Here is a 25,668-nt window from a genome sequence, read left to right as displayed (position 1 = left end):
CACCATGGACTTCAGCGTCTACTTCTTCTCCGCGAACGACCGCAACGACTTCGGCACCCGCTACCGCTTCATCCTGGACGTGGCGCGCTTCATCGACCGGCACGGCTTCACCGCCATCTGGACGCCGGAACGCCACTTCCAGGAGTTCGGCGGCAGCTTCCCCAACCCGGCCGTGCTGTCCGCCGCGCTGGCCGTGGCCACCGACAACCTGCACCTGCGGGCCGGCAGCGTGGTCCTGCCCCACCACCACCCCGTCCGCGTCGTGGAGGAGTGGTCCCTCGTGGACCAGCTCTCGCAGGGCCGGGTCGGCGTGTGCGTGGCCACGGGCTGGCACCAGGGCGACTTCGTCTTCTACCCCGACCACTACGCCGACCGCAGGCAGTACACCCTGGACCACGTGGACACGGTGGCCGCGCTGTGGCGGGGGGAGACCCGCACCTTCCCCGGCCCGGAGGGCCGGGCCCTGGACGTCCGCACCTATCCGCGGCCCTGCCAACCCGAACTGCCGATGTGGCTGGTGCACACCTCCAACCCGCAGACGTGGATCGACGCGGGCGAACGCGGCCTGAACGTCCTGTCCCTGCTGACCAGTTGGGAGAAGCTGGAGGAGGACGTCAGCCGCTACCGCGCGGCCCGGGAGAGGGCCGGCCACGACCCGGCCACCGGCACGGTCACCGTCGGCATGCACACCTACGTCGGCGACGACGAACAGCAGGTGTGGAACGAGGTGCGCGAACCCGTCAAGCGCTACCTCGCCTCGTTCATGACCCAGAAACGCAACGACGACGCGGTCAGCGGCACCTCCCGCGGCACCGACGCCGCCGAACAGGACCGGCTCGCCGAGCTGATGGCCGAGGACTACTACAGCCGCCGGTCCCTGCTCGGCACCGAGGACAAGTGCGCCGCCACGGTCGACAGGCTGCGCGCGGCCGGGGTCGACGAGGTCGCCTGCCTGATCGACTTCGGGCTCCCCTTCGACACCGTCACCCGGGCCCTGCCCGCCCTCGACGCCCTGCGCCGCCGCTGCGCCGTCCGGCCCGAGCCGCAACCGGCCGGACGGGCCGCACCCGAGCGCGCCGGTGCCGAACCGATGAGCTGGTACTACACCACCTGACCGCCGCGCGGCGCCGCCCCGGCACCCACCGGCACCCCGCACCACCTCACGAAAGAGGTACGAGATGACCTCGGCGAACCCGTCGAACAGCGAGGCCGTGGCCGAACTGTACGACACCTTCAGCGAGTTCCACGCCCGGATCTGCGACAGCAACCTGCACCTCGGCTACTGGTCGGACCCCGCCGACCACTCCACCTTCCAGGCCGCCACCGAGCACCTCACGGCCCTCATGGTCGAGCGTCTGGCGCCGCTGGCCGGCCAGCGCGTGCTGGACATCGGCTGCGGCATCGGCCAGCCGGCCTTCCACCTGGCCGGCGGGCACCCGGTCGAGATCGTCGGCGTGTCCGTCAGCCGCCGCCAGATCGAGCACGCCAGCACCAGGGCCCGCGAGCTCCGGCTCGACGACCGGGTGCACTTCGAGCTGGCGGACGCCCTGCACCTGCCCTATCCAGACGAGTCGTTCGACGCCGGCTGGTTCTTCGAGTCGCTCATCCACATGCCCGACAAGCCGCGGGCGCTGCGCGAGGCGCACCGCGTCCTGCGGCCCGGCGCCCGGCTCGTCCTCGCCGACATGTTCCACGAGCCCGGCCAGGACTGGTCGGAGATCCACCCCCTGGTCACCGCGATGCCGCTCGACGCGTACGAACCGCTGCTCGCCGCGGCGGGCTTCGACGTCCTGGACGTCAGCGACGTCACGCCGCACATCCGCGTCCCCGAACCGGTGCGCCACGGGCTGCGGGCGATGATGCTCGAACACCGCGCCGAATGGGTCGACATCGCCGGCGAGGAGGTGGTGCGCGCCCTGCTCGACCCGGAGACCGACACCTTCTACACGCCCGGCCTCGGCTACGTCCTCATCACCGCACGCCGCAGCTGACCCGCCGGCCGGGCCTGCTCAGGGCACGAGCGCCCTCAGCAGCTCGGCCGTCAGATGCCCGAGCAGCTCCTCCCGCGACGGGCCGAGGAAGAAGTGCCCGCCCGGCAGCACCGCCGTGGCGCACCCGGCGCTCGTCACGTCCGCCCAGGCGGCCAGCGACGCCGGGGACGTCTCCGGGTCCTCGGCGCCCCCGTAGGCGACGACGGGACACCCGAGGGGCCGCCCCGGCAGATAGCGGTACGTCTCCAGCATCGTGGTGTCCGCGCGCAGGATCGGCAGATACAGCGCCCGCATCTGCGCGTCCTCGCGCAGCAGCGGCGGTATGGCCCCGTACCGGCGGTCCAGCACGTCGAGGTACTCGTCGTCCGGCAGCCGGTGGACACCGCCCCCGTAGGTGCGGATCTGCGGGGGGTTGCGCGCCGACACGGCCAGCAGGACCGGCTCCGGCGCGCCCCGCTTCCGCAGCGCCCGTACCGTCTCGAACGCCAGGAACGCGCCGAGGCTGTGCCCGAAGAAGGCGTACGGCCCTGTCAGCAGGGGCGCGAGGGCGTCGGCGAGCTCCCCGGCCGTCGCCACCAGATCCGTGCGCAGCGGTTCGTGCAGCCGGGCGTCGCGGCCGGGCATGCGCACCGCCCACGGTTCGATCACGCCCGGCAGGCGGTCCGCCCAGCCGTGGTAGACGGCGGCGCCGCCCCCCGCGTAGGGGACGCAGATCAGCCGCAGCAGCGGGGCGGGCGCTGTCGCGTCCCGCATCCGCAGGGCCCACAGCCCGGCCGGCTGGACCGGTGCCTCGACCGTCATGCGGCCCGGTCCGCCGCGCCGGCCCACGCGGGGACGTCCAGCATCTCGACGACGGCGCAGGAGAAGGAGATCCCGGCTCCGGCGCCGAGCAGCATCACGCGGTCGCCGCGCTCCAGCTGACCGGTCGTCACGAGGTGGTGCAGGCCGCTGGTCTGGTCGTTGGCGCCGGTGTGCCCGACGGAACGCCCGAAGTCCCACACGCCCTTGGTGACACCGGCGTCCTCGCCGAAGGGCTCCAGCAGGCGGTGGAGCACGTTCAGGTCGCCGACGAACTGGTGGGCGACGCGGGTGATGTCGCCCGGGGCGAGCCCCGCCTCGTCGAGGGTCTCCCTGATCAGGGCGCGCTGCGTCTCGCCCATCAACCGCCCCGCGTTCACCAGGTCCTGGCCGCCCTTGTACGTGGCGGCGCGCTCCCGCAGATCGACCTTCACGCCCGTGGTGCATCCGGGCGGGTAGAGCGGTTCGCCGCCCCGGTTCAGCTCCTCCAGGTCCGGCAGCGACACGGCACGGACGTTGACGAGGCGTGCGAAGCCGGTCCGGCGGGACAGCACGCAGGCCGTCGCCGCGTCGCCGAACAGTCCGCCGGGGGTGGCCCGCCACCGGTCGATCAACGGGTCGCCCCAGTTGTCCGCCGACGTGATCAGGGCGGCCGTACGGTCCGGGGACGCCGCCAGGTAGGTGCCGGCGAGTTCCATCGCGGCGAGGAAGCCGTTGCAGCCCTGGCGGATCTCCAGGGCCGGGATGGTCCCGCCGACGGTGTTGCGCAGGACGTAGTGCTGCGGCGACCACAGGTCGGGGCCCTGGTGGTTGCACGACACGTGCATCAGGATGTCGATCTCCGAGGTGGCGTGCCCGGACACCTCCAGGGCCTGTTGCGCGGCCTCGACCGCCAGGTCCGGGGCGGGCACGTCGCCCGCGACGGCCACCGACTCCCAGCCGAGGGCCTCCGCCTCCGCCGCGTCGTACCACCCGGCGGCCACGGCCTCCTTGGTGGTGACGCGCCCGGGGATGCGGGCGCCCAGACCCGCGATGTACAGGTCGGACAGAAGCATGGAAGAAGGCCTCTCGCTCAGGCGGGGTCGGTCCGGTAGGCGGGGACCGGGGGAGGTTGTTCCAGTCCGTGGTTGCGCAGGAAGAACACCCGGGTCGTCAGCAGCATGCAGGGCTGGATCAGGGTGTCGACGAGCACCAGGAAGCAGATCGTGCCGAGTCCGACGGGCCCGCCGAGGACGTATCCGCTGCCCAGCAGGACGATTTCGAGGCTGCCCTTGGCGGCCCAGAACGGCCAGCGCCAGCGGTGCGTCATGGAGATGGCCACCAGGTCCATGGCGCGGATCCCGACCCCGCTCATGATGATCAGCGCGGAGCCGTAGGTGCACAGCAGGACACCGACGATCATGATGCCGCCGTCCGGGAGCGGCAGGTGGCCGGCCGCTTCCACGGCCCGCAGCACGTCGATCATGCTGCCGCACAGGAAGAACGTGAAGAACGGCGACACCGGGGGCCGCCGTCGGTTCCAGGCCGCCCACGCGACGAGGCACACCGCGGCCACCCCGGCCTGGACGATGCCGATGGTCAGCGGGGCGTGTTCGAGGACCCCGAGGGCGAAGACGTCGAGGGGGTCGGTCCCCAGGTCGGCGTGGATGAAGGCGGCTGCCCCGCCGGAGAACAGCAGGCAGCCGGCCGGGTAGACCACGTAGCGCTGACGGTGCGACGCGAGGTGGGCGCGCAGCCGGGTGCGTGCGGTCTCACCGCGGGGGAGGTCACTCACGGGGTGCTCCTGGGAAGCCCGGCAACGGGTGCGAGGTCGTCACGGGCGACGAGCCTCGCGCACCTGCGGGGGCGACCGCCCCGGTACCCTCCCCAGCATCGACCCCAGTTCCGCGGGCGGGCCGCTCAGCGGGCGTGCGGATGCACCGGGAGCTGAAGGCCGGTGCCACCAGCCGGCGCGGCTTGCGGTGGTTCGGCCCGTCACACGGGTGTGGTGTCCGCCCTGGCACGGGCGCGGAAGGTGCGGCGGTAGGTGTCCGGGGGAACGCCGACCGTGCGGTTGAAGTGGCGGCGCAGGGTCGTGGCGGTGCCCATGCCGGTCGCCGCCGCGACGGCGTCGACACTGCTGTCGGTGTGCTCCAGCAACTCCTGGGCGCGCCGGATGCGCTGGGTCAGCAGCCACCGCAGCGGGGTCGTTCCGGTCGCCGCCCGGAAGTGGCGGCCGAGGTTGCGCGAGCTCATCCCCGCCCGGCGGGCCAGGTCCTCCACGGTCAGCGGGCGGTCGAGGCGCTCCATCACCCAGGGCAGCAGCGCCGCGAGCGGATGGTCGTCCCGGGCGGGCACCGGGGCGGCGACGAACTGCGCCTGGCCACCGGCCCGGTGCGGCGGCACGACCAGGCGGCGGGCGACGGCGTTGGCGACCGACGAGCCGTGGTCGAGGCGCACCAGATGCAGGCACAGGTCCAGCGCGGCGGCCTTCCCGGCGGAGGTGAGCACGCTGCCGTCGTCGACGTAGAGCACGTCCGGGTCGACGTCCACCTCGGGGTGGCGGGCGGCCAGGGCGTCGGTGTGCGCCCAGTGCGTGGTCGCGCGCCGCCCGTCCAGCAGCCCGGCGGCGGCCAGGACGAACGCGCCCGTGCACAGGGAGGCCACCCGCGCGCCCGCCTCGTGGGCCGCGCGCACCGCGTCGACCAGATCGGCGGGCGGCGCCACGTCGACGTCCGCCCAGGCGGGCACGATCACGGTGGTGGCGTCCCGCAGCCGGTCGAGCCCGCGGTCGCTGTCCAGCAGGAACCGGCCGACCCGCACCGCACCGGTCCCGCAGACGGCGACGTCGTACCACGGCACGGTCACCGCGTCCGGGGCGGAGGCGAACACCTCGTAGGCCACGGACAGCTCGAAGTGCAGCATTCCGTCGGTGACGGCCAGCGCGACAGAGCCCATGTCCGGAAGTGTACGTGGCATGTCGTTCCGGACACTCACGCCCGTGGCCCGCGGCTGGCCAGGATGTCCGCGGTACGGCAGTCCGGGGGATCATCCGAGCACGGGAGAGAACACATGGCAGCGCGGCAGACGGTCGTGGTGTACGGCGCGTACGGGCACACCGGGCGCTTCGTCGTGGCGCATCTGCTGGACGGCGGCTTCGTGCCGGTCCTGTCCGGCCGCGACACCGGCAAGCTGCGGGAACTGGCGGCGTCCCGCCCCGGCCTCGACGTGCGCCCGGCGTCCGTCGAGGAACCGCTCTCCCTCGACCGCGCGCTGTCCGGCGCGGCGGCGGTGATCAACTGCGCCGGGCCCTTCGCCACGACCGCCGCTCCCGTGATCGAGGCGGCCCTGCGCGCCGGCATCCCGTACGTGGACGTCGCGGCCGAGATCGAGGCCAACGCCGACACCTTCGCGCACTTCACGGACCGGGCCCGCGCCGCGGGAGCGCTGATCGTCCCCGCGATGGCCTTCTACGGCGGCCTCGGCGACCTGCTCGCCACCGCGGCCATGGGCGACTGGACGGCCGCCGACGAGGTACACATCGCGTACGGGCTGAGCGGCTGGCATCCCACCGCCGGCACGCGCGCGGCGGGCGAGGTGTCCCGGCAGCGGCGCGACGGCCGGCGGGTCCGCCACACCGGAGGGCGCCTGGAGTACCACAACGACGACCTGCCCCACCTGAAGTGGACCTTCCCCGAACCGATGGGCACCCGGGCCGTCCTCGGCGAGTTCACCATGGCCGACGTCGTCACCGTCCCCAGCCACCTGTCCGTCCCCGAGGTCCGCACGTACATGACCGTCGAGGCGGCCCGGGACCTGTCCGCACCGGACACCCCGGCGCCGGTCCCGGTGGACGAGCGGGGGCGGTCCGCGCAGACCTTCGTGGTCGACACCGTCGTACGGTCCGGCACCGCCGAACGCCGCGCCGTCGCCAGGGGCCGGGACATCTACGCCGTCACCGCGCCGCTCGTGGTGGAAGCGGTCGGACGCCTCCTCACGGGCCGCACGAGGACGGTGGGAGTGGCCTCGGCGGGGGCCATGTTCGACGCCCCCGACCTGCTGCGCGCCTTGTCCCCGCACATCGCTGTCGAACTCGGCCCGTAGCAGGGCCCCGGCGCGCGTTCAGCGGTGCGACCCGTGCTCCCGCACCGACCGCCACCCCCGCCGGAGCACCCCCATCAGATGAGGGCACAAGGGGCCGTCGTGGGGCAGCGGCACCCCGGTCTCCTCCGTGACCCCCCGGAAGAAGGCCCGGCCCTCCCGGGTCTGCGGGGTCGTGCTCCACCGGTGGCCCGGATGGCGGGCGAGGAGGGTGCGGGCGAGCCGGTGGCCCAGGCCCTGACGCCGCCGGCCGTCGCCCACCCAGATGTCCAGGATGCGCCCCGTACGGCACGACGGGCAGACCCGGAAGCGCAGCCGCCCGACGAGACGGTCGTCGCGGTCGAACAGCACGATCTCGGTCGCAGCCGTGGCGGCGGGAGCCACAAGACCCTTGAGCCGCACGGGCAAGTACACCGGGACCACCCCTCCCAGAGACCTCGACGTCCCCTCCAAGGGAAGACGATGCGGTGCACCTGAGGGAACCCCCGGGAGGAAACGCGGTACGGCTCGACCCCGGCGCGCGCCACGATGCGCGGGTGGTGGTCGCGCAGCCCGCTCCCGAGATGTGCGTTCCCGGCGGTTTCGTCCTCTGGCCCGTCGCCGGGTCCCCGCCGCGCGGCTTCCGGTCGCGGGCTTCCCGCACGGACCGGGATTGCCTACGCGTGCAGGCCGGCCTCGCCCACGACCCGGACCCCCGTCTCCTCCCCGGGGCGCACCCGTACGGGTCCGCCGACCCGGACGCCGACCGGGGTCTCGTGGCCCTCGACGGTCACGGTGACCATAGCGTCGTGGCCGTAGTACGACACGTCGGTCACCGTGCCCCGGACCGCGCCCTCGGCGTCCGCGTCGGTCAGCAGGAGCTGTTCCGGGCGCAGCAGGACCGTGCCGGTGGTGCGGCCGTCGGCCGGGGCGGCGAGCGGCACGGCGCCCAGGGCCGTCACGGCCGTGCCGTCGCCGGTGACCGTGCCGGGAAGCAGGACGGCGTCTCCGACGAAGCCGGCGATCCAGGGGTCCGCGGGCCGCCGGTAGAGGTCCTGCGGGGCGGCGCACTGGGCGACCCGGCCGTCCCGCACGACGGCGACGAGGTCGGCGGTGGACAGCGCCTCCTGCTGGTCGTGGGTGACGAGGACCGCCGTGGCGCCGGTCGCCCGCAGCGCCGCCCGGACGTCCGCCCGCACTCCTGCCCGCAGTGCGCTGTCGAGCGCGTTGAACGGCTCGTCCAGCAGCACCAGTTGGGGGCGCGGGGCGAGCGCGCGGGCCAGCGCGACGCGTTGCTGCTGCCCGCCGGACAGCTCGTGCGGCATGCGGTCGCCGTGTCCGGCGAGGCCGACGAGTCCGAGCATCTCCTGCGTGGCGCGGCGCCGTTCGGACCGGTCGGCGCCGGTCAGGCCGAAGGCGACGTTGCGGGCCACGCTCAGATGCGGGAAGAGGGCGCCCTCCTGCGGCACGATGCCGATGCGGCGCCGCTCCGACGGTACGTGGACACCGGGCCCGTTCAGGAGCCGGCCGCCGAGCCGGACCGTGCCCGCGTCGGCGCGCAGGAACCCGGCGACGATCCGCAGCATGGTGGTCTTCCCGCAGCCGGACGGCCCGAGGACCGCGGCCAGCGCCCCTGCCGGAACGGTGAGGTCGAGCCCGCGCAGGACCGGCTCACCCGCTCCGTAGGACTTGGTGAGCCCTTCGACGTGCAGTTCGTTCATGTCCGGTGCCTGCCTAGGAGGTACGAGGGGACGGCGGCGAGCAGGATCAGCGCGGCGGCGTAGGGGGCGGCCGCCGCGAAGGAACCGGCGCCGGTCTCGGTCCACAGCCGGGTGGCGAGGGTGTCCGTGCCGGTGGGGCGCAGCAGCAGCGTCGCGGGGAGTTCCTTCATGCAGACCACGAAGGTGAGCGCCGCGCCCGCGGCCACGCCGGGCGCGGCCAGCGGCACGGTCACCTCCCGCAGCACCTGCCAGGGCCGCCGCCCGAGTGAGCGCGCCACGTCCTCCAGCACGGGCGGCGCCTGGAGCACGGCCGCCCGGGTGGCGGCCACCGCGACCGGCAGGAACAGCACGGCGTAGGCGCAGACCAGCAGCGGGAGTCGCTGGTACAGCGGGTAGGCGTAGCGCACCGCGAAGAACACCAGCGCCAGCGCGACCGTGATGCCGGGCAGGGCGTGTCCCGCGTACGCCGCCTGCTCCAGCAGCCGGGCGCCGCGGCCCCGGTACCGGGCGGCGATCACCCCGACCGGCAGCGCGAGAACCGTGGTGAGCCCGGCGCCCGCAGCCGCCACCCCCAGCGTCGCCCAGGCCGTTGCGGCGAGCGCGCCGAGGTCCCAGCCGGCCGAACTGCCGACGGCCAGCCAGTAGCCGAGGGTGCCCAGCGGGAAGGCGACGGCCACGGCCACCACCGTCCCGCACCACAGCAGGGCGAGGAGCCGCCACCGGCCGAGGGCGGCCGGGACCGCCGGGCGTGCGGTGCCCGCGCCGGTCCTGGCGTGCCCCGCGCGTCCGCGCGTACGGGCCTCGCCGGCCACCAGCGCGATCGTCATCACCACGAGCACCACGCTGAGCGCGGCGGCCGGGGTGCGGTCGAAGGAGGCGCGGTACGAGGTGTGGATGGCCCGGGTGAAGGTGTCGTACCGCATCAGGGACACCGCGCCGAAGTCGGACAGCACGTACAGCGCCACGAGCAGCGCCCCGCCCGCCGCCGCGGGCCGCAGCTGGGGGAGGGTCACTGTGAGGAAGGTGCGCAGCGGGCCGTGCCCGAGTGAGCGCGCGACCTCCTCCTGCGCCGGGTCGATGCCCCGCAGCGCGGCGGCGACCGGCAGCGCGACGTACGGGAAACTGACCAGTGTCAGGGCGAGCGCGGCGCCGCCGAATCCGGCGAGGCCCGGCGCGGCCGACAGCCAGGCGAACGCGGCGACATAGCTGGGCACGGCCAGCGGCAGCGTCGCCAGCACCGACCAGGCGCGGGCCCCGGGCAGCGCGGTCCGCACGGTCAGCCAGGCGAGCGACACCCCCAGCACCAGGCAGGCCGCCACGACCACGACGGTCAGGCCGAGGCTGCGGCCGAGGAGCGCCAGGGTGCGTTCGTCGGCGACGACGTCCCAGGCGAAGGCCGGGCCGCGTTCCAGGGCGCGCACGGCGAGGTAGCCCAGCGGCAGCAGGGCGAACAGCGCGGCCACGCAGGCGGGGACGAGCAGGACCAGCGGCGGTCTCCGGCGGGGCGTCCGCCTCCTGCCGGGCCCGCCGGGTGCCGGTGGGCGGGCCGGGCTGCCCCGGTCCGCCCCGGGTGCGCGCCCGGCCGGGGCGGGGTTGCCGGCCGGGCGCGAGGCGGACGGTGAGGTGGGCACGTCGGCTCAGACCAGTCCGACGTCCTGGAGCATGGCCAGGGTCTCCTGGAGCGACTCCAGCTTGCCGAGGTCGATGTCGGGGGACTCCAGCGACTCGAAGTCGGGCAGGCCCTGCACGGTGCTGGTGACGCCCGCGGCCAGCGGGTACTCCTTCGTCTCGTCCGCGAAGTAGGTCTGCGCCTCCTTCGACAGCAGGAAGTCCACGGCCTTCTGCGCGGTCGCGCTCTGCCCGCTGTCCTCGAGGATGCCCGCGCCCGCGACGTTGATCAGCGCGCCGGGGTCCTCGCCGGGCAGGAAGTGCAGCCGGGAGGCGACGGCGTCCTCACCCTTCTCGGCGACCCGCTCGTACCAGTAGTAGTGGTTGACCAGGCCGAGGGAGACCTCACCGGCCTCCACGGCGTCCAGGGTGGCGAGGTTGTGGGCGTACGTCTTCGCGCCGTTCGCCTTCAGGTCCTGCAGCCACTCGCGGGCGACGTCGTCGCCCTTCAGGACCCGCATGCCGGTGACGAAGGCCTGGAAGGAGGCGTTGGTCGGGGCGAAGCCGACCCGGCCCTTCCACTGAGGCTTCGTCACGTCGAAGACGCTGTCGGGCACGTCGTCCGCGTCGACCTTGTCCGGGTTGTACGCGATGACGCGGACCCGCCCCGACAGGCCCACCCAGTCGCCGTCGGAGCCGCGGTACGCCTCGTCGACCTTGCCGAGGGTGGCCGCCGGAAGCTTCTTCAGCATGCCCTCCCTGGACAGGGCGCCCAGCGCGCCGGCGTCCTGGGAGAAGAACAGCCCGGCCTTGGTGCGCTCGCCCTCCTCCAGGATCTGGGCGGCGAGTTCCGCGCTGTCGCCGTACCGCACCTCGACCTCGGCGCCGACGGCCTTCTCCAGCTTGTCCAGAAGCGGCTTGACCAGCTTCTCGTTGCGGCCGGAGTAGATGACGAGGGAGGAGTCGCCGCCGCCCCCGTCCCCGCTGTCCGAGTCGGCGGAGCCGCACGCCGCGAGGGCGGGGAGCAGCAGCCCGGCCGCGATCAGCGCGGTCGTCCGGCGAACCGAGGGGCGTCGCATGGTGTGTGCCTTCCTGAGGGCCCGCCACCGCACCACCGGCCGGTTCCCGGGGGAGAGCGAGGGCGAAGCGATGCTGTGACCGATGCCGTGATGCTTCTGTGGCTTGATAATGACCATGCTATGAATAAGGTAAAGCTTACCTAAACGTCAAGGGTCCACAGTTGAAAGCGGACGTTGCCGCGGAAAGGGCGCGCCCCGTGCTCCACCCCTCCGGATCCCTCCCGGCCCCGTCCCCCGCACCCTCCTCCGGCCCGGCGTCCCGCGCGACGGGCGCGCTGCGGCTGCCCCTCCTCCCCGGCGCGCCCTCGGTGCCGCCCCCGCGGCAGCCGCACGGCGTGCCGTTCGCCCGTCGGCTCGCCGCCCACGGCGACCGCGTCGCCCTCGTCACGCCGGAAGGGGAGCTGACGTACCGCCGGCTGGCCGAGCGGGTCGCCGACACGGCCGAGCGCCTCGGCCCCGTACGGCGGCTGGTGCTGCTGGCCGGGGCCAACCGGACCGGCGCGCTCGTCACCCACCTCGCCGCCCTGTCCGCCGGCCACCCCGTCCTGCTCGTCCCCGGCGACAGCGAGAGCACCATCGACTCCCTGACCGAGGCGTACGCCCCCGACGTCGTGGCCCGCCCGGCCGCCGACGGCACCGCCGTCCTGGACGAACGGCACCCCGGCAGCGCCCACACCCTCCACCCGGACCTCGCCCTGCTGCTGAGCACCTCCGGCTCGACCGGCTCGCCCAAGCTGGTGCGGCTCTCCCACGGCAGCCTCCAGGCCAACGCCGAGTCCATCGCGGCGTACCTCGGTCTCGACGACACCGACCGCGCGGCCACCACACTGCCCATGCACTACTGCTACGGCCTGTCCGTCATCCACAGCCACCTGCTGCGCGGCGCCGGGCTGATCCTCACCGACAAGTCGGTGTCCGACCCGGCGTTCTGGGAGGAGTTCCGTGCCGCCCGCGGCACCTCGCTGGCGGGAGTGCCGTACACCTTCGACCTGCTCGACCGGGTCGGCTTCGAGAGGATGGACCTGCCGCACCTGCGCCGCGTCACCCAGGCCGGGGGCCGGCTCGCACCGGAACGCGTCGCCCGCTACGCCGAGTCGGGGCGCCGCGCGGGCTGGCAGCTGTTCGTGATGTACGGCCAGACCGAGGCCACCGCCCGCATGGCCTACCTCCCACCGCACCTCGCCGCCGAGCGCCCCGAGGCCGTCGGCGTGCCGATACCCGGCGGCTCCTTCCGGCTGCGGCCGGTCGACGGCCACGGCCCGGACGTCGGCGAACTGGTCTATTCCGGGCCCAACGTGATGCTCGGTTACGCCGAGCGCCCCGCCGACCTCGCCCTCGGCCGCACCGTGACGGAACTGCACACCGGCGACCTCGCCCGGCGCGCCGACGACGGCCTGTACGAGATCGTGGGCCGCCGCAGCCGCTTCGCCAAGATCCTCGGACTGCGGATCGACCCCCAGCGCGTCGAGTCCCTGCTGGAACGGCACGGGGTCACCGCGTACTGCACGGGCGACGGGGAGACGCTCGCGGTGGCCGCCATCGGCGACCTTGGTGAACGGGACCGCATCCGCCGCCTGGTCGCCGCGGACTGCGGGCTCCCGCCCCGCGCCGTCCGGGTCCACACCGCTGAACGCCTCCCGCGCCTGGCCACGGGCAAGCCCGACTACGAGGCCGTACGCCACCTGACACGCCCCGCGGCGGAACAGCCCCCCGACCCCGCCGGGGACCGCGACGACCTGCGCCGCCTGTACGCCGAGATCCTCGACCGCGCCGACGTCACCGACGACAGCAGCTTCGCCGCACTGGGCGGCGACTCCCTGTGCTACGTCGAGATGTCCCTGCGCCTGGAGGAGGCGCTGGGCCACCTGCCGGCCGACTGGCACCGGAAGACGATCCGCGAGCTGCGCGGCACGGCCGCCCCCGCCGCCCGGGAAACACCGGCACCGGCCCCAGACGCCCGGACGGCCCGCGGACCGGGCGCCGCGCTGCGCCGCTGGACCACCCCGGCGTCCTGGCGGACCCGCCGCACCCTGGAGACGGGCATCGCCCTGCGCGCCGCCGGCATCGTCCTCATCGTCGGCACACACATCAAGATCTTCGACATCAAGGGCTTCGCCCACATCCTCATCTGCGTCGCCGGCTACAACTTCGCCCGCTTCCAGCTGACCGACGCCGAACGCCCTGAACGCGTACGGCAACTGTGGCGCAGCATCGCGCGCATCGCCGTACCGAGCATGGTGTGGATCACCGGCGCGGTGCTCCTGACCGACGCCCTGGACCCGGCCAACGCGCTGCTCCTCAACAGCCTGGTCGACCAGGGCGACGACCGCTTCGACTGGGCCTACTGGTTCGTGGAGGCCCTGGTCCACTTCCTCCTCGCCCTCGCGGTCCTCATGGCGGTCCCGCTGCTGGACCGGCTGGAGCGCCGCCACGCGTTCGGCGTGCCCCTCGCCCTCGTGGCCGTCGGCCTGGTGGGCCGCTACGACCTCCTGGGCCTGGCGTCGGCCCGCCCCCAGCTGAGCCCCACCGTGGTCTTCTGGCTGTTCGCCCTGGGCTGGGCGGCGGCGAGAGCCGTGACCGCACGCCAACGGGCCCTGCTGACGGCGGTACTGCTGCTGACCGTGCCCGGCCTGTTCCACGACCAGCCCCTGCGGACGACGCTCGTGATCGCCGGACTGGCACTGCTGATCTGGACACCGACCCTGCCCAGCCTGGGCCCGCTCAACGCCCTCGCGGGCATCCTGGCGAGCAGCTCCCTTTACATCTACCTGACGCACTATCAGGTGTACCCGTACCTCCAGGAGGACTTCCCCTTCACGGCCCTCTTCGCCTCACTCGCGCTCGGCATCGGCTACGCGGCCGTGGTGACGCGGGTGACGCGGAGGATCAGGAGGTAGCGCCGGCCGTTCCCGGGCCGAGCCGTGCGGATGCTCCCCGGGAGAGCCGCTGCGACCGTGCCTTTCCGTCGACGCGGTGCACCCGCTGGTCCGTCAGCCCGTGGCGTGCCCCACGACGGCCGGACGACCGGCGGCGATCCTCGGGGCGAGGTCCGGTTCCGCCGGCGAGCAGCCGCAGCAGGGCGGCCGGGCCTGGTGACCCCCCGGGAGGACCGCTGACATCAGTCCGGGCGGGGTTCGCGGTGGGTGTGTGCCCTGTCAGTCCGGGCCGGGGTCGCGGTGGGTGTGGCCCGTCAGTCCCGGCGGGGCTCGTGGTCGGTGTGGTCCGTCGAGCGGCTGGATTCCAGCCACGACCGTGCCGGTTCGGCGGCCCGTGTGGTGTCCACCGTGATCTCCAGGCGGGTGCCGCCCTCGTCGCCCGCCGGATAGCTGCGCTGCTCGCCCGCGGCGAAGCAGTGCCGCAGGACCTCGGCCACGCGCCGGGCGACCTCGGGGGACGCGGCGACGACATGGACTTCCGCGTACCCGGCCGGCGGCGTTTCCTGGAACTCCATGGTGACCTCGCTGTGCGACGGGACGTAACACCGATCACTCTACGTCGGAGAAACCCTCGGTTTTCCCGCCGTGAGCTGTCGCTCTGCGGGCCGCTGGCCGAGGAGTACCGTGAAAACGAGGAACTGCCCCACTTCCGCGTAGGCAGGCGAACGCGATGCCCGATTCCCAGCCCGCCGAGCCGCAGGAGAACCGGCTGCTGCCGGACACCGCCGGCCAGGCCGCGAAACCCGGCTCGGTCGTCGTACGGCTGGAGACGACGCACGAACGGGAAGGCGCGCTGGACGGGGCGTGGTGGCCGCGGTCCCGCGACATCGCGGCCGAGCTGCCCGCCCTGATCGACGCGCTGACCGAGCACCTGGGCCCGGTCGACCGCGTCGGCCTGGACGCCGGGGCTTGGGAAGGGCTGCCGACGCGGCTGACCATCGACGACCGTGTGGTGCACATCGACTCGTACCCGGTCGGCGACGACACCGTTCTCGTCACCAGGGGAGAGCAGGACCACTTTTCTCTCCTGGTCGTCCCGCCGGAGACCGATCCCGTCTCGGCCACCTGGCTGATGGCCGCCGCGAGCGACCCCGACGACACGTCGACCGCGAGCGGGCTGATGGAAGAGGCCGCGCGCAGGCGGACCGCGGCCCGGCCGGACCGCCACGGAGCCGAGCGGTCACCGTCATGACACCCGGCCGGGTCGGCCGCACACCACGGGCGCCTTCGGTCCCGCCCACGACGCGCGCGTCCCCGTCGGCGAGACAGGCGACGCCCTCCGTACGGTGACCGGCGACGGCGATTCCGGCCAGGAAGGGCACGACCTCCGCGCTGCCGCAGACGTGGGAGAAGACGGACCAGGGGTGTGAGTCCAGGCCGTCGGGCGGGTGTGCGTCACGGTGGGCGGGTTCGATGCCGATCATCGTGCCAGGCAGCACTGACATCGCCGCTGCCGACTGCTCCGAGGCCGGGCGAGCAGGCGATGCGGGACTGGCCGGCAGAAAAAAATCCGGGAGTGGTGTCGATAGGCCCCTGCCCCGTTCGTCGTGATGGTGTGCGGCGAGCCGCTGCGCGAGGATGACGACCGAACCCTGAGGAGAGCCGGACCATGAAGTACATGATGCTGATCAACAGCGGTGCCGTCGACGCGGACGGCGGTGCCGCCGAGTGCGGCGTCGAGGACTGGATGGCGTACGACAAGGCGGTGCGGGACGCGGGGATCTTCGTTTCCGGCGAGTCGCTGGCCGACCTGGTCACGGCCACGAAGGTGCGGGTCGGCGCGGACGGGGAGCGGACCGTCACCGACGGTCCGTTCGCCGAGACCCGCGAGGTCCTCGGCGGCTTCTACGTCATCGACGTACCGGACCTGGACGTCGCGCTCGACTGGGCCGCCCGCTGCCCCGGGGCGCGCGGCAGCGGGTCGGTCGTCGTGCGGCCGGTCGCCGACTTCGGGGCCTGACGGCCGTGGCGGCGCGGGCGACCGGCGCGGACCGGGCGGTGGAGTCGGTGTTCCGTGAGGAACACGGCCGGTTGCTCGCCTCCCTCGTGCGCCGCTTCGGGGATCTGGACCTGGCCGAGGAGGTCGCCTCCGAGGCGGTCGAGGCGGCGCTGGTGCACTGGCCGGTGCAGGGCGTGCCGGCCAGGCCCGGCGCCTGGCTGCTGACGACGGCGCGGCGCAAGGCCGTCGACCGGCTGCGCCGCGACCAGGCGTACGCAGCCCGGCTCGCCGTCCTCCAGGTGGAGGCGGACCGGGCCGCTTACGCCCCGCCCGCGGACGCCACCACGGACGGCGAACTGCCGGACGAACGGCTGCAGTTGTTCTTCACCTGCGCGCACCCCGCCCTGCCGCCCGAGGCCCGCGGCGCCCTCACCCTGCGCTGCCTGGCCGGGCTGACGACGCCCGAGGTCGCCCGTGCCCATCTCGTGCCGCCGGCGACGATGGCGCAGCGGATCGTGCGCGCGAAGAAGAAGATCCGCGAGGCCCGCATCCCCTTCCGGGTACCCGGCGCCGACGAGTTGCCCGCGCGCCTGCCGGGTGTCCTCCAGGTCCTCTACTCGATCTTCACCGAAGGGTACGCGGCCAGCTCCGGCCCCGATCTGCAACGGCCGGACCTGGCCGAGGAGGCCATCCGGCTGGCGCGGATCCTGCACCGGCTGCTGCCCGTCGAGCGGGAGGTCACCGGACTGCTCGCGCTCATGTTGCTCGTCCACGCGCGGCGCGACGCCCGGACCGGTCCCGGCGGCGAACTCATGCTGCTGGAGGACCAGGACCGCGGACGCTGGGACCGCACGATGATCGAGGAGGGCCTCGCCCTGGTGCCCCCCGCGCTCACGGGCGGCCCGCCCGGCCCCTACGGTGTGCAGGCCGCGATCGCCGCCCTGCACGACGAGGCAGCGGACCTGGCGAGCACCGACTGGCCGCAGATCGTCGCGCTCTACGACGTGCTGCTCGCGCTCACTCCGTCCCCGGTCGTCGCGCTGAACCGGGCCGCGGCCGTGGCGATGCGCGACGGCCCGGAAGCGGGGCTCGCGCTGCTGGACGCCCTGGCGGGCGAGGAACGGCTGCGCGGCCACCACCCGTACCCGGCCGCACGGGCGGACCTGCTGCAACGCCTCGGGCGACTCCCCGAGGCGGCGGAGGCCTACCGCCAAGCGCTCACCCTGGCAGGCACCGAGCCCGAACGGGTCCATCTGCGCCGCAGGTTGAGCGAGGTCGAGCCTGCGCAGCCCGACTGAGTGAGCCGAGGGGGCGAGAGCGACAGGCTGACGACGGCACGTCGGTGAGGTGGAGAGGGCAGGGTGGAGAGGTGTCCGAGTCGCGTTTGCCAGGAGGCTTCGTCAATGCCGTCGTTCGTGTCGGGGACACGGTTCGCCGCCCCGCCTCCCCGCGAACGACGTTCGTGGGTGATCTGCTGAGGCTGCTCGAAGCCGCCGGCTGGACCGGGGCTCCGCGGTATCTCGGGACGGACGGTCAAGGCCGTGAGGTTCTCAGTCATCTCGACGGGTACGTGGCCTGGGAAGCGCGCCGGCCCGCCGCCGTGTCGTCGGACGAGAGCCTGGCGGCGGTGGCGCGGCTCGTGCGTGAACTTCACGACCTGACGGCGGGCACCGCGCCGGCCGGAGACCAGGAGGTGGTGTGTCACAACGACCTGTCGCCGAAGAACACGGTCTACCGGCCGGACGGCGGCAAGCTGCGCCCGGTGGCCTTCATCGACTGGGACCTCGCGGCGCCGGGTGCGCGGATCCACGACGTCGCCCATGTCCGCCGGCAGTACATCGGCCTCGGCCCCGCCGTGACCGACGTCGCGGACGCGGCCAGGCGCATGAGGCTGATCTCCGACAGCTACGGACTGACGGATCGGTCACGTCTGGTGTCCACGGTCCTGTGGTGGCAGGACCGCTGCCGACGGGGCATCGGCGCCGGGGCGGATGCGGGCGACAGCGCGATGATCCGGCTCCGCGAGGCCGGCGTGGTCGGAGAGGTGCGCAGGGCGTACGACTGGGTGTCCGAGCAACGTGATGCCCTGGAGCGCCTGTTGAGGTGAGCGTACGTTGATGCGTCCTGCTCAAGGACGTCCCCACCGCGCCGCCCCGCACGCAGCCGCCCCGGCGAAGACCCGCCGCACACCCCGCCCCGCCGGATATTCGCTGGACACCACGCCCACCCGTGCCGAGCGTGGATGGAATGCATCAGCAGGAAATCTGGAACACCGACACCGCCCGGCACTACGACACGCCCGGCACCGGGATGTTCGCCCCGGACGTCCTGGGGCCGGCCGTGGACCGTCTCGCCGAACTCGCGGGCGGCGGAGCGGCGCTGGAGTTCGCCGTCGGAACGGGCCGCGTGGCCGTCCCGCTCGCCGAGCGAGGAGTCCCGGTCACCGGCATCGAACTGTCCCCGCCCATGGTGGAGCAACTGCGCACCAAGGCGGACGAGACGACGATCCCCGTCGTCATGGGCGACATGGCGACCAGCACCGCCCCCGGCCGGTACACCCTCGTCTACCTCGTCTACAACACGATCTCCAACCTGCTCACGCAGGCCGAACAGGTCCAGTGCTTCCGCAACGCCGCCCGCCACCTCTCGCCCGGGGGCCGGTTCGTCATCGAGCTGTGGGTGCCCGAACTGCGCAAGCTCCCACCGGGCCAGGAGGCCACCGTGTGGCAGTCGGAGCCCGGATACATCGGCCTGGACACCTACGACGTCCTGCACCAGCTCGTCGTGTCGCACCACTTCCGGTTCGACGAGACCGGGCAGGCACGGCTCTCCCGCAGCCCCCACCGCTACATCTGGCCGGCCGAACTCGACCTCATGGCACAACTGGCCGGATTCACGCTGGAGTCCCGGCACGCGGACTGGACGGGCACCCCGTTCACCGCCGAGTCGCGTTCCCACGTCTCCGTCTACACGTTGTGCAACCCTGCGGTTGCACTCGAATGAGGGATGTGCAACTCTGAGGTTGCATCATTCAATGGCGACGAAGGAGCCCTTCATGACCGAGGACCGCATCGAACGAGAAACCCTGATCGACGCACCCCTGGAGCGCGTCTGGTCGCTGGTGGCCCAGCCCGGCTTCTGGGTCGCCGACAAGGCGAGCCTGCCCGGCACGGTGGCGACTGAGGGCGAGTCCCTGCTGGTGAAGAACCCCGAGCACGGGGACTTCCCGGTGCGCGTGGAGAAGGTCCTGCCGCCGACGTACCTGGCCTACCGCTGGACCAGCGCCTTCCCCGGGGAGGAGCTGCGCGAGGACAACAGCACCCTCGTGGAGTTCACGCTGACCACCGAAGGCGACCGGACACGACTGCGGGTCGTCGAGAGCGGGTTCGCGGCGCTGGCCGGTTCCCCGGAACTGCGCAGCCAGAACCTGAAGGACCACACCGACGGCTGGCCCAAGGAGCTCGACGCGCTCAAGACGCGCGCCGAACAGCCGTCGGCGTGACCGGCGAACACCACGACGCCGGCGAGGCGGTCGACGGCGTCCTCGGCGCACTGGCCGACCCGACACGGCGCCGGCTGCTCGACCTGCTCGCGGAACACGGGCAGGCCAGCGCGACGACGCTCGCCGAACGGCTGCCCGTCTCACGGCAGGCGGTGGTGAAACACCTCGCCGTCCTGGACGCCGCCGGGCTGGTGTCCAGCAGCCGGGTCGGACGCGAGGTGCGGTACGCGGTGCGCCCCGCGGCGCTGAACGCGACCGCGCGGTGGATGGCCGCGCTGGCGGCCGACTGGGACCGTCGACTGGCGACCATCAAGCGCGTCGCCGAAGCGGCGGAGGAGTCGCAGCGGGCGGAGCAGTCGGATCAGGCGGAACGGGACTCGCGCTAGTACCTCGGCAGTTGCCGTACATGCCTGCCCGCCCCATCAGTCGAAGGCCCGGTGCGCCCCTCCCGCGCACCGGGCCGCGGGCATGTCCCCGGGCCCGACCGCGCAGGCCGAGGCCGGTCGCGCCGCGGACGGACCGAACTTTGAACTCAGTGATGACAAAGTATGGACGAGCTGAGCAGAAGTCCCCTAGCGTGTCGCCGCAACCGCAGGAGAACTGCCCTTCCGCGTATCCGCGCAGCGGTATAGCTCGACCGGAGTGCGATCCGGCGGCCTCCGGTCCCGTCCTGGAGGACCGATGCATCCACGGCTGTTCCGACGTGCCCGAAGAGGGCTCACCATCTCGCTCGTCGCAGGCTTCCTCGCGGGAGGCGGGTGGGCCGCGCCGCCGTCCGCCGCCGCTCCCGACGACGTTCCGCCCCAGGAACCGGGCGTCACCCTGCGGGTCTTCGACACCCAGGTCCCGCTCAGCAGGCTCTGCAGGCTCAAGCCGGGGCAGACACCCAACCACGACAAGCTGATGCAGACGGTCGACTGGTCCGGCACCGCGGACTTCGGCGGATTCACCGACAACTTCACCGCCGAGGTCTCCGGCCGCCTGGTCGTCCCCGCCGACGGAACCTACGCCTTCCGCCTCACCAGCGACGACGGATCACGGCTCACCATCGGCGACCGGGAGGTCATCGACCACGACGGACTGCACGCCGCGGAACCGAAGGACGGCTCGGCCCACCTCACCGCCGGATCACACCCGTTCCGCATCGACTACTTCGAGCGGGGCGGCGAGCAGCAGCTCACGCTCGCCTGGAAACCGCCGGGCGCCGACGGCTTCGGCGTCGTGCCGCGCGAGGCGCTGAGCACCGACGCCGGCGTCGTCCGCGTCACCGCGCCGGGCCGCAAGGAGTGCGAGGCGGGGACGGACAGCCCCGGCGACGGCCTGCCGCTGACCGGCGTACGCCCCGACCTCGACCTCACCGACCTGCGCCCCGACGGATTCGAACCCCAGGTCACCGGCATGGACTGGCTCCCCGACGGGCGCCTGGCGCTGAGCACGTGGGGCGGCTCCCAGACCACGACCGGTGAGGTGTACGTCCTCGACCACGTCACCGGTGACACCAGCCGCGACAAGGTCACCGTCCAGAAGATCGCGAGCGGGCTGCGCGAACCGATGGGCATCAAGTACGTCGACGGTTCGCTCTACGTCTCGCAGAAACACGAGCTGACCCAACTCGTGGACACCGACAAGGACTTGGTGACCGACGAGTACCGCACGGTCGCCACCTGGCCGTACGGCGGCAACTTCCACGAGTTCGCCTTCGGGCTGCTCTACCGCGACGGCCACTTCTACGTGAACCTGTCCGTCGCCATCAATTACGGCGGGGCGACCACCGTTCCGCAGCCCGCGCCGGGCCGCGGCACCACGTACCGGATCAGCAAGAAGACCGGGAAGATCCACCCCGTCGCGGGCGGTCTGCGCACGCCGAACGGGATCGGCTGGGGCCCCGGCGGAGACATCTTCACCACTGACAACCAGGGCGGCTGGCTGCCCGCGTCCAAGCTCGTCCAGATAAAGCAGGACCGATTCTTCAACCACTACACCGAGCCGTCCGGCCCTTTCGACGACCGCGCGGTCACCCAGCCGGTGCTGTGGCTGCCGCAGAACGAGATCGCGAACTCGCCCAGCACCCCGCTGCACCTGACCAAGGGCCGGTTCGCCGGCCAGCTGCTCATCGGTGACGTCACCTACGGCGGACTCCAGCGCGCCTACCTGGAGAAGGTGAAGGGCCAGTACCAGGGAGCGGTGTTCCGCTACACGCAGGGACTCGAAGCCGGCGTGAACCGGATCGCCACGGGCCCCGACGGGGCGATCTACGTGGGCGGTCTCGGCGCCGACGGAAACTGGGGCCAGGAAGGCAAACTGAAGTTCGGCCTGCAAAAGCTCACGCCCAACGGCGGCAACACCTTCGACATCAAGGAGATGCGCGCCGTCCCCGGTGGATTCGACCTCGAATACACCCAGCCGGTGTCCCAGGCGACGGCCGCGCACCTGGCCTCCCGCTACCGGGCCGAGCAGTGGCGCTACACCCCGACGTCCGACTACGGCGGACCGAAGATCGCCGAGGAGCGGCTCGACGTACGCTCGGCGACACTCGCCGACGACGGCCGCACCGTCCGGCTGCGGCTCGACGGACTCAAGCCCGGCCGCGTCGTGCACGTCCGCTCACCCCGCCCGTTCGCGTCCGCGTCCGGCGAGGCACTGTGGAGCACCGAGGCCTGGTACACGCTGAACGCGCTCCCGGGCGAGCAGCCGCCGCCCGCCACGCTGTACGAGGCCGAGGAGGCCCGCCTCACCGGCACGGCCGGCATCAACACCGACCACACCGGCTACTCCGGCAGCGGCTTTGTCGACCGCTACCACACCGAGGGCAAGGCCGCCACGACGTTCGACGTGACGGTGCCCGAGGCCGGCGACTACGACGTCAACCTGCGCTACTCCAACGGGCCCCACCCCTACCACGGCACCAAGTCCCTCTCCCTGTACGTCAACGGGGAGAAGACCCGCCGGACGGAACTCGCCCCGACCGGCACCTGGGACGCCTGGTCGACAGGGACCGAACGCGTCACCCTCACCGCGGGACACAACTCGCTCTCCTACCGCTACGACCCCGGCGACGCGGGCCACGTCAACCTCGACCTGATCACGGTCCGCCCGCACGGCACCCCGGTCACCCTCTTCGACGGCACCGCCGCCTCGCAGGGCAACTGGCAGCACACGGACGGTCGGCGCGTCGCATGGCCGCTCACCGCCGAGGAGTCCATGGAGGTGTGCTGCGGCGACATCCGCACGAAGGACGCCTACCAGGACTTCAAGCTGCACGTGGAGTTCCGCGTCCCGCACCTGCCGGACGACGTGACCGGGCAGGACCGCGGCAACAGCGGCGTCTACCTCCAGGACCGCTATGAACTCCAGATCCTCGACTCCCACGGCGACCCGACCCCCGACACGAACGAGGCCGGAGCGATCTACCAGAAGAAGGCCCCGGACGTGAACGCGGCAACGGCGCCGGAGACCTGGCAGACGTACGACATCACCTTCCGCGCGGCGCGCTTCGACGCCGACGGCACCAAGACCGCCGACGCGCGGGTGACCGTGGTCTGGAACGGCAGGACCGTCCACGACGACGTCGCCATCGACGGACCGACCGGCGGGGGCGCACCGGAGTACCCGTCGGCCGGTCCCGTCCGCCTCCAGGACCACGGCAACAAGGTCCGCTTCCGCAACATCCGGGTGGAGCCCCTGGCCTGACACCCCGACGGGGCCCGCCGTTGATGTCACGTTCCGCCGCGGACCACTAGTGGGCGGGCACGCGGTGGAGCACAATCCACTGGTCCCGTGCCCCGCCTCACTGCGACTCGCTCTGGAGAAGGCATGAAGCCCAGATTCCGATTCCGGCGTCCCGTCCGCCGCGGCCGTGCCGCCGCCGTTCTGCTCGCCGCCGCGGTGCTCGCCGCGGCGGCCCCGGCGACCGCCGCGGGCGCCGGCGTCCCCGGGGCGCACGCCCCGGCGGTGCCGCTGCGCGTGGCGACCTACAACATCCACGCCGGGGCCGGGGAGGACGGGGTGTTCGACCTCGACCGCACGGCGCGGGCCGTGCGGGACCTGGACGCCGACGTGATCGGGCTCCAGGAGGTCGACGTGCACTGGGGCCCCCGCAGCGAGTTCGTGGACGAGGCGCGGGCGCTGGCCGAGAAGCTGGACATGCGGGTGTTCTTCGCGCCGATCTACGACATGGACCCGGCCGCGCCGGGCGGGGAGCGCAGGCGGTTCGGCGTGGCGGTGCTGAGCCGCTACCCGGTGCTGGAGGCCGAGAACCACGAGATCACCCGGCTGTCCACCCAGACGCCCGGCTCGGCCCCCGCCCCGGCGCCCGGCTTCGCCGAGGTGACGGTCAACGTCAAGGGCTCGCACGCCCACGTGTACGTCACGCACCTGGACTACCGGGCCAACCCGTCGGTCCGCGAGGCCCAGGTGGCGGACATGCTCCGGATCCTCGCCGCCGACCACGGGCCGAAGATCCTGGTCGGCGACTTCAACGCGGAAGCGGCGGCCCCGGAGCTGGCGCCGCTGTGGGCGGAACTGCGCGACGCCGCCCCCGACGGCGGAGGGACGTACCCGGCGATCAGGCCCGTCAAGCGCATCGACTTCGTCACCGTCTCGCCCGGCATCACCGTGGCCGGGGCCCGCACGGTGGCGACCGACGCCTCCGACCACCGCCCCGTGGTGGCGGACCTGGAACTCCACCAGCGCGGCAGCTGAACGGCGGCAGAGGGCGGGTGCGGGGCCGGGGTTCGACCGGGACCGTGCCCGCCCGCCAGGCAACGCGGCGAGCGAGGCGCTTCCCGACGTACCCCACGGGTCCGTCACCCGTCGCTTCCGGCAACCCCCGGCTATGAGCCGGGCACCGTGCGCAGACGCACGGGCGGGGCCGCGGCCGGTTCCGGCAGTCGCAGCGGCCGGCGGCCGGGCGTGATCGAGCCGAGCACGCCGGGGTGGCGGGCGCCGGTGCACGCGGGAAGCGTCCCCGCGAGCCCGTGGACCGTCAGGAACCCCAACACGGCGAAGGCGTAGGCCTCCTTGGCCGCCCACGGCAGTCCGAGGTCGTCGGAGGTCCGCAGCGGGATGCCGCCCAGGGCGTCGCGGAGCATCGCCATGAGGGTCGGGTTGCGGGTTCCGCCGCCCGAGGCGACGACCTCGCTCGCCCCGGCCGAGCGGACCGCGTCGGCGACCGTACGGGCGGTGAGCCGGGTCACGGTGGCCACGACGTCCTCGGTCGTCAGCGGGCCGCGGCCAACCAACGCGGCTCGCAGGTAGGGCCAGTTGAAGAGTTCCTTGCCGGTCGTCTTCGGCGGCGGTTTCGCGTAGTACGGCTCGTCGAGCAGCCGTCGCAGCAGCGCGGCGTCGACCCTGCCCCGGGCGGCCAGCGCCCCGTCACGGTCGTAGTCCAGGCGGCCGTCGGTGAGGGCGTGCACGGCCGCGTCCACGAGGGCGTTGGCGGGGCCGGTGTCGAAGGCGACCGGGTCACCCGGCCCGGCGGCCACCGTGAGGTTGGCGATGCCACCGAGGTTCAGGGCGGCGGGCACGCCCGGCCTGCCGTTGAGCCACAGGGCGTCGAAGAGGCTCACCAGGGGCGCGCCCTGGCCGCCCGCCGCGACGTCCCGGGTCCGCAGGTCGGACACCACGGGGCAGCCGGTGGCCTCGGCGATCCAGGCGGGCGAGCCGATCTGCAGCGTGCCGTGCACCCGGCCGTGCTCGACCCAGTGGTAGACGGTCTGGCCGTGCGAGGTGACGAGGTCGGCGCGCCCGTCGCACAGCTCCCGGTCGGCGCGGACGGCCACCGCGGCGAAGGCCTGGCCGATCCGGGTGTCCAGGCGGCACACGTCCCTCATGGTGACCGGGGCGGGCGGCAGCGCGGCGGTCAGGCCGGCCCGCAGCTCCTCCGGGTAGGGGGAACTCACCCCGCCCAGAGGGGTGAACAGCAGGGTGTCTCCCCGGAGTTCCAGGTCGGCCGCGGCGGCGTCGACCGCGTCGTGGGACGTGCCCGACATCAGCCCGATGACCCGCATCCTCACACCTCTCTCCCGGCCGGCCGG

Annotated in this window: 23 protein-coding genes; 13 read left to right on the top strand and 10 right to left on the bottom strand. The window is 73.3% G+C overall.

The window, feature by feature from the left end; genetic code table 11:
• Window positions 1-4: 4 nt before the first annotated feature.
• Both AB0M97_RS14205 and AB0M97_RS14200 read left to right on the top strand, forming a co-directional pair.
• A complete protein-coding gene (locus AB0M97_RS14205; protein ID WP_365961110.1) occupies window positions 5-1,114 on the top strand; it encodes a MupA/Atu3671 family FMN-dependent luciferase-like monooxygenase in 1,110 nt (369 codons plus the stop codon).
• Window positions 1,115-1,178: 64 nt separating this feature from the next.
• Window positions 1,179-1,991, top strand: coding sequence for a methyltransferase domain-containing protein (locus AB0M97_RS14200; RefSeq protein WP_365961109.1), 813 nt, complete (start codon window positions 1,179-1,181; stop codon window positions 1,989-1,991).
• Between the two features lie 18 nt (window positions 1,992-2,009).
• Here AB0M97_RS14200 and AB0M97_RS14195 read toward each other — a convergent pair whose 3' ends face one another.
• From AB0M97_RS14195 to AB0M97_RS14180, 4 genes are all read right to left on the bottom strand, one after another.
• Window positions 2,010-2,792, bottom strand: coding sequence for an alpha/beta fold hydrolase (locus tag AB0M97_RS14195; RefSeq protein WP_365961108.1), 783 nt, complete (start codon window positions 2,790-2,792; stop codon window positions 2,010-2,012).
• Window positions 2,789-3,844: a ketoacyl-ACP synthase III family protein gene (locus AB0M97_RS14190; protein WP_365961107.1), complete on the bottom strand. Its 1,056-nt coding sequence runs from the start codon at window positions 3,842-3,844 to the stop codon at window positions 2,789-2,791. Before AB0M97_RS14190 ends, AB0M97_RS14195 begins: the two co-directional genes overlap by 4 nt.
• 17 nt (window positions 3,845-3,861) lie before the next feature.
• The gene (locus tag AB0M97_RS14185; RefSeq protein ID WP_365961105.1) at window positions 3,862-4,563 is read right to left on the bottom strand and encodes a hypothetical protein; all 702 of its coding nucleotides are present in this window, start codon (window positions 4,561-4,563) and stop codon (window positions 3,862-3,864) included.
• Window positions 4,564-4,763: 200 nt separating this feature from the next.
• Entirely contained in the window at window positions 4,764-5,726 is a 963-nt protein-coding gene (locus AB0M97_RS14180; RefSeq protein ID WP_365961104.1) for a helix-turn-helix domain-containing protein, read from the bottom strand.
• Between the two features lie 114 nt (window positions 5,727-5,840).
• Here AB0M97_RS14180 and AB0M97_RS14175 point away from each other — a divergent pair, with 114 nt between their 5' ends.
• A complete protein-coding gene (locus tag AB0M97_RS14175) occupies window positions 5,841-6,872 on the top strand; it encodes a saccharopine dehydrogenase NADP-binding domain-containing protein (protein ID WP_365961103.1) in 1,032 nt (343 codons plus the stop codon).
• Window positions 6,873-6,890: 18 nt separating this feature from the next.
• Here AB0M97_RS14175 and AB0M97_RS14170 read toward each other — a convergent pair whose 3' ends face one another.
• The 4 genes from AB0M97_RS14170 to AB0M97_RS14155 form a co-directional block, all read right to left on the bottom strand.
• The gene (locus AB0M97_RS14170) at window positions 6,891-7,283 is read right to left on the bottom strand and encodes a GNAT family N-acetyltransferase (protein WP_365961102.1); all 393 of its coding nucleotides are present in this window, start codon (window positions 7,281-7,283) and stop codon (window positions 6,891-6,893) included.
• Window positions 7,284-7,525: 242 nt separating this feature from the next.
• Window positions 7,526-8,569, bottom strand: coding sequence for an ABC transporter ATP-binding protein (locus tag AB0M97_RS14165; RefSeq protein ID WP_365961101.1), 1,044 nt, complete (start codon window positions 8,567-8,569; stop codon window positions 7,526-7,528).
• The gene (locus AB0M97_RS14160) at window positions 8,566-10,056 is read right to left on the bottom strand and encodes an iron ABC transporter permease (RefSeq protein WP_365961131.1); all 1,491 of its coding nucleotides are present in this window, start codon (window positions 10,054-10,056) and stop codon (window positions 8,566-8,568) included. The genes AB0M97_RS14165 and AB0M97_RS14160 overlap by 4 nt, the downstream gene beginning before the upstream one ends.
• Window positions 10,057-10,206: 150 nt before the next feature.
• Window positions 10,207-11,256 carry an iron ABC transporter substrate-binding protein gene (locus AB0M97_RS14155; RefSeq protein WP_365961100.1) on the bottom strand — a complete coding sequence of 350 codons (1,050 nt, stop codon included), beginning with the start codon at window positions 11,254-11,256 and terminating at the stop codon, window positions 10,207-10,209.
• 197 nt (window positions 11,257-11,453) lie between these two features.
• Between AB0M97_RS14155 and AB0M97_RS14150 the strand changes: the two genes are divergently transcribed.
• Window positions 11,454-14,153, top strand: a complete 2,700-nt coding sequence (locus AB0M97_RS14150; protein ID WP_365961099.1) for an AMP-binding protein — start codon at window positions 11,454-11,456, stop codon at window positions 14,151-14,153.
• A gap of 293 nt (window positions 14,154-14,446) precedes the next feature.
• Here AB0M97_RS14150 and AB0M97_RS14145 read toward each other — a convergent pair whose 3' ends face one another.
• On the bottom strand, window positions 14,447-14,707 hold the full coding sequence (locus AB0M97_RS14145) for a hypothetical protein (RefSeq protein WP_365961098.1): 261 nt from the start codon (window positions 14,705-14,707) through the stop codon (window positions 14,447-14,449).
• A 155-nt stretch (window positions 14,708-14,862) separates the two neighbouring features.
• Here AB0M97_RS14145 and AB0M97_RS14140 point away from each other — a divergent pair, with 155 nt between their 5' ends.
• From AB0M97_RS14140 to AB0M97_RS14100, 9 genes are all read left to right on the top strand, one after another.
• Window positions 14,863-15,384, top strand: coding sequence for a DUF5994 family protein (locus AB0M97_RS14140; RefSeq protein WP_365961097.1), 522 nt, complete (start codon window positions 14,863-14,865; stop codon window positions 15,382-15,384).
• A 417-nt stretch (window positions 15,385-15,801) separates the two neighbouring features.
• The gene (locus AB0M97_RS14135) at window positions 15,802-16,152 is read left to right on the top strand and encodes a YciI family protein (protein WP_365961096.1); all 351 of its coding nucleotides are present in this window, start codon (window positions 15,802-15,804) and stop codon (window positions 16,150-16,152) included.
• 5 nt (window positions 16,153-16,157) lie between these two features.
• Window positions 16,158-17,429, top strand: a complete 1,272-nt coding sequence (locus AB0M97_RS14130; RefSeq protein ID WP_365961095.1) for an RNA polymerase sigma factor — start codon at window positions 16,158-16,160, stop codon at window positions 17,427-17,429.
• 272 nt (window positions 17,430-17,701) lie between these two features.
• Window positions 17,702-18,238, top strand: a complete 537-nt coding sequence (locus AB0M97_RS14125; RefSeq protein ID WP_365961094.1) for a phosphotransferase — start codon at window positions 17,702-17,704, stop codon at window positions 18,236-18,238.
• A 140-nt stretch (window positions 18,239-18,378) separates the two neighbouring features.
• The gene (locus AB0M97_RS14120) at window positions 18,379-19,134 is read left to right on the top strand and encodes a class I SAM-dependent methyltransferase (RefSeq protein ID WP_365961093.1); all 756 of its coding nucleotides are present in this window, start codon (window positions 18,379-18,381) and stop codon (window positions 19,132-19,134) included.
• 52 nt (window positions 19,135-19,186) lie between these two features.
• Window positions 19,187-19,633, top strand: a complete 447-nt coding sequence (locus tag AB0M97_RS14115; protein WP_365961092.1) for an SRPBCC domain-containing protein — start codon at window positions 19,187-19,189, stop codon at window positions 19,631-19,633.
• Window positions 19,630-20,019, top strand: a complete 390-nt coding sequence (locus AB0M97_RS14110) for a metalloregulator ArsR/SmtB family transcription factor (RefSeq protein ID WP_365961091.1) — start codon at window positions 19,630-19,632, stop codon at window positions 20,017-20,019. The genes AB0M97_RS14115 and AB0M97_RS14110 overlap by 4 nt, the downstream gene beginning before the upstream one ends.
• A gap of 295 nt (window positions 20,020-20,314) precedes the next feature.
• Complete coding sequence (locus tag AB0M97_RS14105; protein ID WP_365961090.1) at window positions 20,315-23,323, top strand: family 16 glycoside hydrolase; 3,009 nt, start codon at window positions 20,315-20,317, stop codon at window positions 23,321-23,323.
• 123 nt (window positions 23,324-23,446) lie between these two features.
• Window positions 23,447-24,334: an endonuclease/exonuclease/phosphatase family protein gene (locus tag AB0M97_RS14100; RefSeq protein ID WP_365961089.1), complete on the top strand. Its 888-nt coding sequence runs from the start codon at window positions 23,447-23,449 to the stop codon at window positions 24,332-24,334.
• Between the two features lie 131 nt (window positions 24,335-24,465).
• On the opposite strand, the gene AB0M97_RS14095 is transcribed toward AB0M97_RS14100, so the two are convergent.
• Window positions 24,466-25,641, bottom strand: a complete 1,176-nt coding sequence (locus AB0M97_RS14095) for an anhydro-N-acetylmuramic acid kinase (protein WP_365961087.1) — start codon at window positions 25,639-25,641, stop codon at window positions 24,466-24,468.
• Window positions 25,642-25,668: the final 27 nt, after the last annotated feature.

This window comes from Streptomyces sp. NPDC051207 (genome assembly GCF_040682395.1).
In the GTDB taxonomy this organism is placed as follows: domain Bacteria; phylum Actinomycetota; class Actinomycetes; order Streptomycetales; family Streptomycetaceae; genus Streptomyces.
Note: the sequence above shows the minus strand (reverse complement) of the source record. Positions and strands in the feature narration are given on the sequence as shown.